The following is a 13908-nucleotide window of genomic DNA, read 5'->3' on the forward strand; positions in this document are numbered from 1 at the left end:
TGCCATGAGCATGGGACCAGCGTGACCTGATTTCTGCCAGGGTGATGGGACCACCTGGATTGCCAGTTATGGGACCACCGGCGCGCCTTGCCGGCGGTCCCGTCGTTTGCTCGTTCGATCGTCTGTGACAGCACGAAGTCCGTCACGGAGGTCGGTGAGCATGGCTTTTCGGGAGATCAGTGTGAACGAAATCAGAGAAGTACTACGGCTGTGGCTCGGGACGGCGGCACTGCCCGCACCGGGGCTGCGCACGATCGCCGAGCATGCCGGTGTGGATCGCAAAACGGTCCGCCGCTACGTCGAGGCAGCCCAAGCAGCCGGCCTTACCAGAACCGACGATGCCGACGCGGTCAGCGACGAGGTGATCGCAGCTGTCGTCGCCACTGTCCGACCCGACCGACCCCACGGTCACGGCGCGGCATGGGAGCAACTGGTGCCCCATCAGGAGCAGATCACCAAGTGGGTGGCAGGCGACGGTGAACGTAAGCCGCTCACGATCGCGAAAATCGAAGTGCTGCTTGCCCGTCAAGGATGCGTGGTGCCGTATCGGACGTTGCATCGGTTCGCGACCGAGCGGTGCGGTTTCGGCCGCAAGAACCTCACCGTCCGCGTCGTCGACGGCGAACCCGGGATCGAATGCCAGGTCGACTTCGGGTATCTGGGGATGCTCACCGACCCCGACGACGGGCGGGTCCGCAAAGTCCACGCCCTGATCTTCACCGCGGTCTACAGCCGACACATGTTCGTGTGGCTGAGCTATTCGCAGACGTTGGTGGCGGTGATCGCCGGCTGCGAAGCAGCATGGAAGTTCTTCGGCGGCGTGTTCGCGGTCTTGATCCCGGACAACCTCAAACCTGTTGTCACGACGGCAGACCCGATCACTCCGCGGTTGAGCGATGGCTGGCTCGACTACAGCGCCCACGTCGGGTTCATCACCGACCCGGCGCGGGTGCGGTCGCCGAAGGACAAACCGCGAGTCGAACGCACCGTGCAGTACGTACGCGGAAACTTCTGGGCCGGTGAACGATTCAACAGCCTCACCCAAGCACAGGAGGCGGCGGTGCGGTGGTGCAGCAGTACCGCGGGTATGCGTATTCACGGCACGACCTGCGCCCGACCGCTCGAGGTGTTCGAGGACTCCGAACTGTCGGTACTGCTTCCGGTTCCGCCGGAGTACGACGTGCCGATCTTCAAGGACGTGAAAGTTCACCGCGACTTCCACGCGGAGGTCGCACGGTCGTTGTATTCGTTGCCGCAACAGTGGATCGGATCGACACTGTCGGCCCGGGCAGACACCGAGCTGGTGAAGTTCTATCACCGCGGCACCCTGGTGAAAATCCATCCCCGCCAACCTGCAGGTGGGCGGAGCACCGACCGCGCCGATCTCCCCGAACACAAGAGCGACTACGCATTACGGGATGTGACCTCCTTGATCAGGACCTGCAACGGCCATGGCCGCAACATCGGGATCTACGCCGAACGAATCCTCGACGACCCACTGCCCTGGACGAGGATCCGCAGTGTCTACCGGCTGCAAGGATTGGTCCGGCGTTACGGAGCCGAGCGGGTCGAACAAGCCTGCTCACTGTCGCTCGATCTCGATGTCGTCTCGGTCACCAAGATCGCGTCCATGCTCGAGCGGGCCACCGAAAAGACCGCACCCGCATTGCCGAAAGCAGTGGGACAGGCATCGACGCGCTTCTCACGTGACCCCTCTGAATTCCGTTCCACCGCAACACCATCACTGACCGTCGTAGACGCCGGCTCCGCATCCCCGGAAGGACACTGATGACCACCACTCGCACCCCAGCCACCACCGAACCGGTCGGCACAGACCTCGTCCGACTGCTCAAGGCCCTCAAACTCGGCGCGCTCGCCGACACGCTCCCCGAACGAGCAGCTCTGGCCCGGCAACACAAACTCAGCCACATCGGGTTCCTCGAAGTACTCCTCGCCGACGAAGTCAACCGCCGCGACTCCCGTTCGGCGACATTGCGATCGACCAAAGCAGGACTGGATCCGGCGATGATCTTCGAGGCATGGAACACCCACGACGACCTCCGCTACGACCGGACCCTCCTCGGTGATCTGACCTCACTGCGCTTCCTCGATGCTCACCAGTCCGCGATCATCCTCGGACCGGTCGGAGTCGGCAAGACGCATCTGGCAACAGCGTTGGGACACATGGCCATCCGCCGTCGACACAGTGTCCTGTTCGCGCGATCGGACAAACTGTTCACCCGCCTGCGAGCGGCCCGCCTCGACAACACCGTCGACGCCGAGATCCGGCGCTTGACCGCCATCGAAGTCCTCATCATCGACGACTTCGCTCTGCGCCCACTCGATGCCACCGAAACCAGCGATTTCTACGAACTGATCGTCGAACGCCACCGCAAGAAAACCACCATCGTCACCTCCAACCGCGAGCCGTCGGAGTGGCTGACCATGACCGCCGACACCCTTCTCGCTCAATCCGCCATCGACCGGTTGACCTCCACCGCGCACACTCTCGTCATCGAGGGACCGTCCTACCGACAACGCACCCGACCCGGAACAGTTGACGCCACCACCGACAACGAGCATCCTCAATAACGCGCCACGGTGGTCCCTACCCTCTGGCAACCAGGTGGTCCCATCACCCTGGCAAGCGACAAGGACGGTCAGCCGCCACGAAGTAGCTTTCGACGGACAGGTTCAGCAGATGACTTGGGCGTTAGCGCCGGCGGTGTAGGTCTCGGCGTAGTGCTGCCCATTGGGGTGCTTGAGGTGGACCTGGAAGTACACGCACGTGGCACCCGGTGCGTAGACCTGCATGCTGTAGCTCGATCCGCTTCCGTAGTCGACCTCGTTCAGTGCTGAGTAGTTGGCGGTCCAGATGCTTTTGACGGCCGCACCTCCAGCTGGGTTGTTTCGCACTCGAATCCAGTTGGTCGAGCAACTGTGTGAGTAGTACACGTCCACGTAGGAAACGACCTGGCCGGACTCGGTCTGGATACCGCGGGTTGCCACTAGCGAGGCGTTCTGGTTGCACCCTGTGGTGGCCGGGTTGGTGCCGTTGTGTTGAGAGCCGGCCGAAGCAGACCCGGTTCCAAGCCCCAGCGCCGCGATGCTGAAGCAAGCAATGAGCCATACAGCAAACCAGTGCCGCCGGCGGTGAGGCGAATGTTGCCGTGGGGCGCGGGAAGCGCTGTACGTCGGAGCAGTTGAGGTCGGATTTGTCGTCATGTCGTTCTCTTTCTCACGATTGAGCCGGATTGCTCGAACGCTGCGTAACCGACCATCACCGACCAAACGTCCATCTACCTCGGTGGATGGACGGTATAGATGGTGAAAGATGGTCGGGTCCGACCCCGCGGGTAAGGGGCGGCCACGACAAGCGGGGGGCAGCAGCAATGAACAACGATCAGACCCGTAGCGACGAGGACGACTCAGTCGATGCGTTTCTCGCAGACCTCCGCATGCTTCGCGACAGACACAATCCGCCCCGCTCGTTCAAGGGCATCGCCCAAACCGCCGGACAGCGCGGTAAACCCACCAGTCACGGGTCGATGCACAACGTGTACCGGGCAACCGACCTCCCGACCGAAAGCGCCCTTCGCTCCTACGTTGTCGCCCTGGCAGGCAGAGACGCGGTCGAGCCTTGGGTCACGCGGCGGGAATCGCTCAGTCAAAATACGCCGGGGATTAGCGAGTCCGACCGAGAGCCGGCCCACGCGGCATTCGGTCAGCAGCCAGCGGAAGCTCCTCGCTCGGCTCGGCGACCTGGCCGGTGGTGGTGGATCACCGCAGTCGCCGTTCTGGTCCTGAGCAATGTGACCACAGGAGTAGTCGTCGCCTGGTCTACACAGCCCGCAGGATCCGACACCGATAGCAACTCGTTGCTCCCGGCCACCGGTACCGACCCCGGCACACAACCCGAATGCTTGGACGATGTGGTCGTCGCAGCGAGCTCGAACGAGGGCCAGTTCCTGCTCAAGCTGCTTTACTCCGCGACGTGTCAGAGCGCATGGGGGAAGGTCGACCGAACCGACAACAGGGGTGAAGGCAATACGATCAGCCTGACCGCCTATCGGCGCGCGGACCCCGAAGGACCCGCGACTCAGCGTGCCGTCGAACCCGACGTTCAATCGGCGTACACAGCGCTCATCGTCCGCGAGGATGCCGCCGACCGGATCTGCGTCAGCGGCGCTGTCACCGTTGGTGCAGAGACCATCGAAGCCTCACGGCCGCTGTGTAACTAGTCATGGGTTCGCATTGATGTCATCCCACGCTTCTAATGCGTTTTGGTAGGTCGCCACAGTGCCAGATTCCGTCGGAGCGTCGCACAGCGAGATCGTGGCCCTGGCAAGTGATGCGATCGCAAGGTCCCCCAGACCCAGGAGAGCGTCATCGCCACCACTCAGCAGCGTCAGCACCGTGGTAGCCATCATCTTCGGATGTTCCAGGACCTCGGCTGGCTGGGGCTGGCCCAACTCGATCAGGGTCAGAGTGTCGAGAAACATCGGTACGGCGAACGCCACCCTCGGATTGATTGCGCTCATAGCGTGAAGGTTAGCAATTGGCCGAACACCGGATGTTCTGGAGAATCTCTGAGACGGTGAAGGTATGACATCGAAACGTACCCCCGCGGGTGGTGGCAAACGCGCTCGCAAGGTCCAGCAGCGTCGAAAACGACTCGCTCAGCAAGGAGTGTCACGGGAGCAGCACGCTGCGCTTGTGCTCGAACGGAGCGGCGATCCCTCGTTCGTACAACGGCGCACCAATGCAGACGGCGGTCGAACCCTGTCGTGGAGCAACGCCACGGTGGGGGGTGCGGAAATGAACGAAGCTCTCAACCAGCAACGAAAAGCGTTTCAGGACAAGTTCGGTCGAGACTTTGGACCCAACGATCCATTGTTCTTCGACCCAGATGCCGACACGCCCCAGGAGATCAGCGAGGAAACCCTGTTGGCGGACGTGGACTCGCTCATCGACAAGGCCCTTGCGGCAGGAGAGAACCCCGCCTATTTCCAAGCATGGCGCGACACCGGGTTCTTACTCACCGAACACAACATGCACCTATTCTCTGCCTCGGACATCGACGAATCGTACGCCACGCTCGAACGCCATTGGAACGAAACAACGTTCGGGCCGTTCGACGACGCGCCCTAGTACAGCGTGATCTAGTCCACCACCCTAAACTCCAGCTCATGTCCCGAATCGGCGATCAGTTCCGAAGGCAACTGAAATACCTCGAAACATCGTCTCAACTGTTCGACCACGGCGACACCGACGAAGCAATCCGACTCGCAGTGACCCTGCGAGTACTGCTCCACGACACGTACAAGAGCCACTCGCTGCTGACGCAGATGGGCGTGAAATCAGGTCTGCAAGTGCTGGACACCGCAATCCGGGGAGGCACTGAAATCTACGCAGGTGGCATAGTCGTCCAGCTCGAATACGAGACCGAAGACGGCACCCGCCACCTTGCCCCATCCGGCCAGGACGGACTCACTGAGATCATTCCAGCCGAAGACCACATGTCACCGGTCATCGTCGCTCCGAAACGCCTTCGAGGCCACGAGCAGTACGTCGACGTCGACACCTGGTGGACTGAGAACGTCATCGACTCCGCCAACGGCCCAAAAACGTTTTCACGAAGGCGCGTCGTCCTCGTCATGGCGAACAAGGACGGCGGGGCTCATGTCGATCCAACAGGCCCCGACGCCGACTACCTCACCTTCGCCGAACGCGGATACGGCGAGACCTATTCCACCGAGAGCTCCGACCTCATCCGCGACACCGGCTACCTACCGTTCAACGGCAACGCCGCAGCCGAAACCGTGCGACAAATAGCATGGGAACTGACCGAGACACTTGCCGCCGATCCAGCCGTCATCGGCTGGCTCAGCCTTAACTGAACGACTCAAACACCCTCAGAGACAACCGGATAGACGTCGAACTCGGAATCGCTGGTCACCGACAAATCGAACGCGTCCGAACCGTCGACCGGTGCAACGAGAATCGTCCACCCCGCATCCAAGGCCGTGATGATCCGCCCCCACCTCTCAGACTCATCGCGGACCAGGCCGAGGCGATAGTTTCCGAGGTCACAGCCACCGGCGGTGACGACACGAGCCGGGTCGACAAGCGTGTTCGTGAACATGATGACACCGTACTCGAACACGTAAAGCCATAGCGCACAACACCATCGGGCAGGACAGACCTGCCAAACGGTAGCGCAGTGCAGGTCGCGTCGCGTGCGCGAAGACTCGGGGCGTCTACCGTCGAAATCCCCGACGAGGGTCGCGTGGCTCGTGACCGTCCCTGGCCGTGAACCACGTATCGCACGGGAAGACACGTAGGCCACGAGCCGCTGTCGCCGGGTGATAGAACACCTCCACGTCATGGTCGCCCATCAGAACGTCCGTGACGGCGTCCCAGTCGCCGTCCCGCGGATGGGATGCCAGGACGGCGACATCGTCGCCGTACCCCTCGTCGGAGAGAGCTGCCGCAGCTTGGGCGATGACGATCACAAGCGCGAGCTGTTCGGCCATCGTGCGAGGACGGGGCAACTGTCCGGCATCGAGGTCCTCGGCCAGGTCGTCGAAAGATCGCGCCATCTGACGTCGCCACATAGCGGATTCGGCGAAGGTGCATTCGGGAAGTCGGTCCAACAGATACCACCACCGATCCGTGTCGACGGGATCGTCACCGCGCTCCTCGAGGTCGTCGTACGCCATGTCGGCGCACACCCACGCGTGGATCCGGATCAACTCCCGTTGCCGATCGGTCAGCGTAAAACGCGGCACGAACTCGATGACATCGCCCATGGTCGTCCATGGTGCCCGTCCGATAGATGATCTGCGCACGGATCGAGAACATCCGCGCGCCGGTCGCCTTGGCGAGGACACCAAACGATCTACGAGACAGTGCCCTTCGGGCAAGTTTTCCCGACAGCGACTGGGTCGCCAGAAGGATGTATCCCGCGCACGACAGCAGCCAGGCTCCACCCGACGGGCGCAAAAACAAACGCAACATACTGGCGTACACGTGTGTGACAGTGTTACGGTTAGCGTCATACAACAACACAATGGGAGTTCTCATGGCAGTCCTGAACGTGCGAGTAGATGACCGAGTCCGCGACGAGCTGAAGGACATGGCCGACAGCGCGGGAGTCTCTGTCAGTGAGTACGTCCGCGATCTGATCATGGTGGCGATCGTCCCCGGATACGAGCCCACAGACGGCCACGGTGATCAACCGGCACCGGAGAGCATGCGGATTGCCGATCGGCAGGTGCTCTCGCTGCTCCACCGCATCCTCGCGCGCGTGCTGCCCGACGATGACAACGAAGATGGCGATAGGGACTATCAGTTGGCACGCGCAAAGGTCATCGAGTCCGGCTTCACCGGCGAGTATTGGCGAGAAGTCGCCGGGTTCAGCCCCGAACTATCCAAACGCGACTGCGGCCGCGTCCTGGACATACTCGACATGTTCCGCGTCATCACATTCAGCCTTCAGCAGATGGAAAAGGACGGAACCACCGTCGGCGAGGACCTCAGATACGACCTGGAATTTCTGGGGTTCGACGGCAACGACGGGCTCGAAAGTCATATGGCCAGCTATGTCGAATTCTTGATGAGTGACGGCCGCTGGACCGAACTGAAAGAACAGGTGGACAACAACGACGGGGGGAACTCCCACACACTGATGCTGGACACATATACGCGGATGACCACCGAACACCGCCGTATCAAAGCCAGCCAAGACCGCGGATACCGCCCAAAGGACTACCTGCTCTCCCTCGACGAGCTAAAGCAAATCGCCGCCGCTCGAGTCCACCCGTCCCGCCGCGCATGACAGATGGACTCGACGACTCCATGATCGCCCACGGGACTGCAGACGTGACGGGCCGATCAGCCCGTGATCGGACTGTCGATTTCGGCGGCGACACAACGTGGGTCCGTTGCCCGCTGTGCCGACACAGGTGCCTGGTTCCACTCACTGAGCTGTACAGAGACGAACGCCCCTGCCCGAGGTGCGCGCTCCTCGTCGAGCCCGGATCGGGCCGGTGAAGACTGCGGGTATCGACGCTGGTTACCCTGAACGGAGGCAAATAGGTGACGCACGGTAACGGAGAAAAGAAAGGTTCTACGGTTGTGGCCAAACGAGTGACAACGCAATTGGTGGACGATATCGACGGGTCGGTCATCGACGACGGGTCGGGCGAGACGATCGAATTCGCGGTCAACGGTGTCGAATATTCCATCGACTTGAAAGCAAGGAACGCCACAGAGTTTCACAAAAAGCTCGACCACTACATCGAGAACGCAACGCGGGTCGGTGGTCGCGAGCGTAAGCCCTCCCCCGTTGCCGCGTCGACCGTTGGGGTACCGGCAAAGCGTGATCCGGACCAGACCCGGGCGGTTCGCCAGTGGGCATTCGATCAGGGGTACGAGATCAACGAACGCGGCCGTATCCCCGCCCATATCGAAGAGGCATACAACTCCGCCCACTGATTACCGAGATGTCGGTCTCGACGACAGTGGTTGACTTACGCATGATCGGGCGTCGGGCGCGCCCAAGTGACTCAGGCCTCGAGCTAGGTGAGTATCGAGCGTGAAGCCCGCCCAGTTGTGATGGCTCAAAACTCGGGTTGGAGTGGACCGACCTCTTATGGCCGCACGTGAGCGGGCCGAGCGAGCCGACCGTCGAGTCCATGCAGCAGCGTGTCGAGTCCACGTTCGAGTTCTCGATCACCGTCGTAGTCGGTGACAATCGGCGGAAACGTCGACAGCAACGGAAACCGGTCGGCAGGAAACCTGCGCACCGCAATTCGGAGTCTGTCTGCGGTGTCTTCGGGCCGTTCCACTGTTTCTTGCGCTTCGCTGAGAATATGCCCACGCAGATACGACAGCAGCGACCGGTAGCTCGAGATCGCGTCCGATGCAGTGAATCCAGCGGTGGTGAGTAGCTCGAGGATGCCGTCTACAGGTGCGAGCGAGCTATGGGTGCCCAACCCGAGCGGGGTCGACGGCGGCCGGGTCGCCAACAATATCGCGGCGTGGGGGTGACGCAGGGCGAGTTCGCGGTACTGGCGAGCGAAGAGTCGGAGTTGGTACGTCCATTGCGGATCGGTGGTGACGACGCAGGGCAGGGAGGCGAGAACGTGGTCAGCGACGGCGTCGAGCAGTGCTTGCTTGGTCGACACGTAGCGGTAGACGGTCATCGGGTCCCGATCGATCGATGCCGCGAGGCCGCGGATCGACAAGCTGTCGAGGCCGGCCCGGTCGATGATCGTTAAGGCTGCTGCAACGACGTGTTCCCGGTCGATCTTGTCCCTACCGGACGGGCGACATCGGCGTGATTGCGGCACTGGCACCCCTCCCATTCATCACCGCCCGAACTCGTCGACTCGATTCGGCGCGTCCACAACAATCCCAACCGGCCAAAGCTACCTCACCGAATGCTGCAGGCCTGTGACCCTAGCCCGTTCTGTGGAGACCTGCGACTATGGACAAGCGTTCGAGTGCATTTCGTATCTTGCTGGAAGATTGCCAACCCCGCCCACCCATCGAGAGCGAATGCAGATAGGCGACGATGTCAGCGAGCCGCCCTAGGACGCAGCAGCATCGAGCCCACTGCTGTGTTCGCACTCACAAGCCTCTTCCATCGAACCAGGTATGGGGCGAAGGACCTCAGTCGCTCTATCCGACAGCGAACCCCCACACACCTGCTCACTCGCCGAATCGACGCGGGCGCTCCACCGCGCGCAGGGAGTAGGCGATGAGCCGACCTCGGAGTTCAGGGTCGATTGCCCCGGCGCGGTCAGGTTTGCTCAGTCGGGCGAACAACCGACGCTTGTATTCGCCCATGTCCAATCCGAATTCGACGAACACCTCTGCGGACGGGGCTCCCCCGAACGGCTCCCACGTCACCGCGAAGTCCACCAGCGCATCCCCCAACTTCTGCATGGCCACCGCTGTCACTGCGGCTTTCCGGCAGAGTCCTCGACGAGGTCATTGTCGTCGACAAACACAAGAACGCCCGTGTCGAGCGCGATCGCCCATCGGTGCGGTAGCGCCCACTCGCGTCCCATTTGGTCACCGGGGACCAGCGAATCTGCGAAGTCTTCGACGATCGACCCGCCGACCACGGTGCCGTCGCGGCGAACCTGGACCTTCTCACCAATAATGCGGCCAGCGTTTGTGTTACCTCGCGTTGCGGTCATGACGGTATTGAAACAGATTCTCGACTCCCGCGAGGTGCGTACAAGCGGCACACTCAACACCATTGCGTGGCAATCACATCCGCTGCGTAACACTGCGTATTCAGACGTAATGCGCACGCACCTGCGCCTCCGCCCACCTGCCCATAAAAGGCAAGCGCCAATCTTCGCACCCACCCGATGGTAGCTGCGACATCGAAAAATTCAGGTGCACACTACTTCTGGTCGGGCTTGCCGACGATAGCCGCCAAGAACTCCCCCGCGAGCAGCAGCAGGACCACGCGGTCCGTGCGTTCGCTACTCGACAGATTGGACCAAATGAGCACTTGAACGGCTACGCCGAGCAAGATAGAGGCCAAGAACGCTGCTGCGATAGCCGATTCTACGCATGTCGTGAGCCTATCGAAGGGCTTGCATCCGGACTCAAAACATCAGGTACGTTCAGCGAGTCCGATGCAGATTTCGCTGCCAGACGCACCGCCGACTCAACTCGGTAGCCGCACTTGCGGCGTGGGAGTGTCTGAATAACGGTGGATCCGGTCCTTGGTTCGACACGCCGAGCTGAGCTTGGCGGGGTCCCTGTTCGGGTCCCCGACACCGCGCCAGGACAGGGCGTGGGCGACGGTGACCGGCAGCGGCATGACGTGGGCTCGGTAGCGGCCATGCCGGGTCGAGACGTTCACAGGCAAGTGCTTGGTGAGTTCCCTGCATCCGGACCTTGGGTCCGACCGAGCGGTACGGTGCCTGGGTGGCACCTTCGCCATCACCGCTCGGGCCACGAGTTCCTGATTGTCACGACGAACACGGGGTGGGGACTTGTAGTTGGCCAGATTCAAGGCCCCGATTTGAACTGCGCTGCAAGTGCCCTGTTTGTCTTGTCGACCTGTTGTATGAAAACTCGAATCGTCCCAGCTCAAAGGGCACTTTCTTCAGTTCGACATCCCGCTACCTCGCAGGTTCATCATGGATCGAGGCTAAGGGTTTCTGTAGGGGTGGGTAGGTAAGCCCCTATTTTCGGACGTCCGTGGAGCCGGTAGCTTCATGACACCGACAGTGGCGTCGCGCAGCATTTCCTCGTCGTACCGGTCTTTACGCGAACGGCTTTCAACTTCGATACATATTCCGACGCGTGCGCGTGACGCGTCCGTCAAACCAAGGATGCCCCTCATGGCACGAACTCGTTCGGACTTTCTGGTCCTCGGATCGGGAACCGCAGGCTCCATCATCACCCGCCGACTGCTCGACGCCGGCCACACAGTGACGCTGGTCGAGGCGGGTGGACTCGATTCCAACCCTGCCATCCACGACCTCTCGCGGGTCGGCGAACTGTGGCTCGGGCCGGAAGACTGGGGCTACTTCTCGACTCCGCAGCCGCGTGCTCTTGGCCGCCGGTTGCACGTGCCGCGCGGTAAGGTAGTCGGTGGATCCAACCAGCTCAACGGGACGATCTGGGTGCACGGAAATCCATGGGACTACGACCAGTGGGCGGCGGCCGGTAACCCCGGCTGGGGGTGGGAGTCCGTCGCACCGATATTCGATCGACTGGAACACAACGCCTCCGACGGCTTGCTCGACGTCGTCGAGCCACCTCTGTCACCTATTCAACAGTCGATCCTCGACGCGGCCGTCGCGTGGGGGATGCCGCACAACACCGACTACAACCACGGCGGCCAAGAGGGCGTCTCGGCGATGAAGTTGAATCTGGCTGCGGGGAAGAGACTTTCGACGTGGGCAGCTTACCTGCGTCCCGTTCTCGATCACCCGAACCTTACTCTCGCACTTGGCTCCACGATCGATTCGCTGATCGTGGCCGACGGTGCTGCCATCGGCGTACGCGTCATCGTCGACTCCGAGACCCAGGAGCTCTTCGCCGATACTGTCGTATTGTCCGGCGGCGCAGTGGGATCGCCGGCAATTCTGTTGCGCAGCGGCATCGGACCGGGCGCTGAATTGAAAAGGCTGGGTATCGATGTCGTCGTCGACTCCCCCGGTGTAGGGAAGAACCTGCAGGACCACTTCCTCGTCCCCGTTGTCTTCGGCACCACCCGACCCATCGATCCACCGACACCGTTCCACCCCGTCACACAGACGCATTGGTTCTGGAAGAGCGACCCATCGCTGCCGGTACCGGACACCCAGCCGATCAACTTCAGTGTCCCGATGTACTACGACGAGGGTATGACCGGACCGCCATCGGGATTCACCCTGCACGCCGGTCTCATTCGACCGCACAGCACCGGAAGCGTCACATTGACCTCGACGGACCCGACCGAGCACCCCAGCATCGACTTTAACCTGTTCGACGACCCACGAGATATTGCCGCATTGGTCTATTCGGTGCGCCAGTGTCGGGAGGTCGGACGGCAGGCACCCCTCGACCTGGAGTGGGGTGCATATGACGCGCTCCCCGGGACCGAGGTGCCCGACGAAGACGAGGCCGTGGCTGCGTGGGTTCGACGCGCCGTCAATACCTACCACCATCAAGTGGGCACCTGCCGAATGGGAACGGACGACCATGCCGTCGTCGCCCCTGACCTTCGACTACACGGACTGGACAGCTTGTACGTCGCCGACGCGTCGGTGATGCCCTCGGTGACCACCGGCAACACCAATGCCCCCACCGCCATGATCGCCGAGCGGGCAGCGGAGTTCATCATGTCGGTCTGAACCTCGCCGAAGTGTAGAGAGCTGCTCCGCTTTCGGTGGCCGGTCCGTCGAGCCCAACGGACCGGCGACGCCGCATCTCACGACGGTGGAGCGAACCTGGTACGCACTGCGGCGGCCACCGGACACAGACCACACTCTCGCAGAGCCTGGCGTGGACTAAATACTCGATTGGGACTCGGTGCGGCAGCGCTGTCCGTTTTCGCCTACGCCGCCATTCAGGCGGGGATATACGGTCTGGGCCAACGCGATCGACTCACTGGTCGTTCAGTACGGCGACCCCGATTTGCCTTGGGGGGGTGTGTGGGCGTTTGCGCTGATCGCCTGCGTCGGGTTGGTGGGGTATCGAAACACCGATGTCGGAACAAAAGCGCTCGGGTGCCTGCTAGTGCTCGAAGTCATTGCAATCGTGGCACTCTCGGCTGCAGTGTTCATCAGGGGCGGGGCACACGGTGTCGACTACGAGTTGTTCACACCGGACGCGTTCTTGTCGGCCTCCCCCGGCATCGCGATGATGTTCGCCGTCGGATTCGAGGCAACCGCAATCTACTGAGAAGAGGCGCGCGACGCCAAACGAACCGTTCCGATCGCAACAAACGTTGCCGTCATATCGATCGGGGCCCCTTACACCGTCTGCAACTGGGCGTTGGTGCTGGCCTACGGTAGCGACCGGATAGCCGCTGCCGAAGACACAGCCAACCTGACATTTGCCGCAGTGGCAGTCTACCTGTCACCTACGGCCGCAGACGTCATCGCGATCACGCAGGTAGCGAACTTGTTCGCCGCCGTGCTCGCCTTCAACTCGGCCATCTCTCGATACGTGTTCGCCCTGGCACGTTCGGGTTATGCCCCGTCGCGCTTCGCGGCGGTACATCCCACGCATGGCTCACCGCACCGGGGATCCATTCTGCAGACGGCATCCGCAGTAGTCCTCGTCGTCATCTTCGCGATTGTCGGAGCAGACCCCGTACTACAGCTGTTCACCTAGATGTCCGGGATCGCGATCGTCGCGATCCTTGCCGTGATAGTTCTGACA

The 13908-nt window shown here is 61.9% G+C and carries 18 protein-coding genes; 10 read left to right on the top strand and 8 right to left on the bottom strand.

The features are described from left to right. Nucleotides 1-160: 160 nt before the first annotated feature. Nucleotides 161-1789 carry an IS21 family transposase gene (gene istA, locus CH295_RS25685; protein WP_094742289.1) on the top strand — a complete coding sequence of 543 codons (1629 nt, stop codon included), beginning with the start codon at nt 161-163 and terminating at the stop codon, nt 1787-1789. Further along, nucleotides 1789-2592 carry an IS21-like element helper ATPase IstB gene (istB, locus tag CH295_RS25690; protein WP_094742290.1) on the top strand — a complete coding sequence of 268 codons (804 nt, stop codon included), beginning with the start codon at nt 1789-1791 and terminating at the stop codon, nt 2590-2592. The genes istA and istB overlap by 1 nt, the downstream gene beginning before the upstream one ends. Before the next feature lie 102 nt (nt 2593-2694). On the opposite strand, the gene CH295_RS28450 is transcribed toward istB, so the two are convergent. Further along, nucleotides 2695-3225, bottom strand: coding sequence for a DUF2690 domain-containing protein (locus CH295_RS28450; protein ID WP_094742291.1), 531 nt, complete (start codon nt 3223-3225; stop codon nt 2695-2697). A gap of 167 nt (nt 3226-3392) precedes the next feature. Between CH295_RS28450 and CH295_RS25700 the strand changes: the two genes are divergently transcribed. Then, entirely contained in the window at nt 3393-4241 is an 849-nt protein-coding gene (locus CH295_RS25700; protein WP_170946082.1) for a DUF2690 domain-containing protein, read from the top strand. On the opposite strand, the gene CH295_RS25705 is transcribed toward CH295_RS25700, so the two are convergent. After that, nucleotides 4242-4541 carry a hypothetical protein gene (locus CH295_RS25705; protein WP_094742293.1) on the bottom strand — a complete coding sequence of 100 codons (300 nt, stop codon included), beginning with the start codon at nt 4539-4541 and terminating at the stop codon, nt 4242-4244. Between the two features lie 175 nt (nt 4542-4716). Between CH295_RS25705 and CH295_RS25710 the strand changes: the two genes are divergently transcribed. After that, nucleotides 4717-5151, top strand: coding sequence for a hypothetical protein (locus CH295_RS25710; protein WP_141217087.1), 435 nt, complete (start codon nt 4717-4719; stop codon nt 5149-5151). 38 nt (nt 5152-5189) lie between these two features. Beyond that, nucleotides 5190-5900 carry a hypothetical protein gene (locus tag CH295_RS25715; RefSeq protein WP_094742295.1) on the top strand — a complete coding sequence of 237 codons (711 nt, stop codon included), beginning with the start codon at nt 5190-5192 and terminating at the stop codon, nt 5898-5900. A 5-nt stretch (nt 5901-5905) separates the two neighbouring features. On the opposite strand, the gene CH295_RS25720 is transcribed toward CH295_RS25715, so the two are convergent. Both CH295_RS25720 and CH295_RS25725 read right to left on the bottom strand, forming a co-directional pair. Continuing rightward, nucleotides 5906-6145, bottom strand: coding sequence for a hypothetical protein (locus CH295_RS25720; RefSeq protein ID WP_141217088.1), 240 nt, complete (start codon nt 6143-6145; stop codon nt 5906-5908). Between the two features lie 115 nt (nt 6146-6260). Continuing rightward, nucleotides 6261-6812, bottom strand: a complete 552-nt coding sequence (locus CH295_RS25725; protein ID WP_094742297.1) for a hypothetical protein — start codon at nt 6810-6812, stop codon at nt 6261-6263. Nucleotides 6813-7084: 272 nt separating this feature from the next. Here CH295_RS25725 and CH295_RS25730 point away from each other — a divergent pair, with 272 nt between their 5' ends. After that, nucleotides 7085-7840, top strand: coding sequence for a YfbU family protein (locus CH295_RS25730; protein WP_094742553.1), 756 nt, complete (start codon nt 7085-7087; stop codon nt 7838-7840). 299 nt (nt 7841-8139) lie between these two features. After that, on the top strand, nt 8140-8499 hold the full coding sequence (locus tag CH295_RS25735) for a histone-like nucleoid-structuring protein Lsr2 (RefSeq protein ID WP_094742298.1): 360 nt from the start codon (nt 8140-8142) through the stop codon (nt 8497-8499). Between the two features lie 155 nt (nt 8500-8654). Here the strand turns inward: CH295_RS25735 and CH295_RS25740 are convergent, their stop codons facing one another. From CH295_RS25740 to CH295_RS27985, 4 genes are all read right to left on the bottom strand, one after another. Then, entirely contained in the window at nt 8655-9356 is a 702-nt protein-coding gene (locus tag CH295_RS25740) for a TetR/AcrR family transcriptional regulator C-terminal domain-containing protein (RefSeq protein ID WP_252342191.1), read from the bottom strand. A gap of 361 nt (nt 9357-9717) precedes the next feature. Beyond that, a complete protein-coding gene (locus CH295_RS25745; protein WP_094742300.1) occupies nt 9718-9969 on the bottom strand; it encodes a hypothetical protein in 252 nt (83 codons plus the stop codon). After that, nucleotides 9966-10211, bottom strand: coding sequence for a hypothetical protein (locus tag CH295_RS25750; protein ID WP_094742301.1), 246 nt, complete (start codon nt 10209-10211; stop codon nt 9966-9968). The genes CH295_RS25745 and CH295_RS25750 overlap by 4 nt, the downstream gene beginning before the upstream one ends. 212 nt (nt 10212-10423) lie before the next feature. Then, complete coding sequence (locus CH295_RS27985) at nt 10424-10567, bottom strand: hypothetical protein (RefSeq protein ID WP_170946083.1); 144 nt, start codon at nt 10565-10567, stop codon at nt 10424-10426. Nucleotides 10568-11375: 808 nt separating this feature from the next. On the opposite strand from CH295_RS27985, the gene CH295_RS25755 reads away from it, so the two are divergent. From CH295_RS25755 to CH295_RS27995, 3 genes are all read left to right on the top strand, one after another. Continuing rightward, entirely contained in the window at nt 11376-12875 is a 1500-nt protein-coding gene (locus CH295_RS25755; RefSeq protein ID WP_094742554.1) for a GMC family oxidoreductase, read from the top strand. Nucleotides 12876-13260: 385 nt separating this feature from the next. Next, nucleotides 13261-13425 (top strand): hypothetical protein, encoded by a 165-nt coding sequence (locus tag CH295_RS27990; RefSeq protein ID WP_170946070.1) that lies wholly within the window; start codon nt 13261-13263, stop codon nt 13423-13425. Nucleotides 13426-13485: 60 nt separating this feature from the next. Beyond that, nucleotides 13486-13860: an amino acid permease gene (locus CH295_RS27995; RefSeq protein ID WP_252342234.1), complete on the top strand. Its 375-nt coding sequence runs from the start codon at nt 13486-13488 to the stop codon at nt 13858-13860. Nucleotides 13861-13908: the final 48 nt, after the last annotated feature.

The sequence above is a fragment of the Rhodococcus sp. 14-2483-1-2 genome, from assembly GCF_002259405.1.
Classification (GTDB): Bacteria; Actinomycetota; Actinomycetes; order Mycobacteriales; family Mycobacteriaceae; genus Rhodococcoides.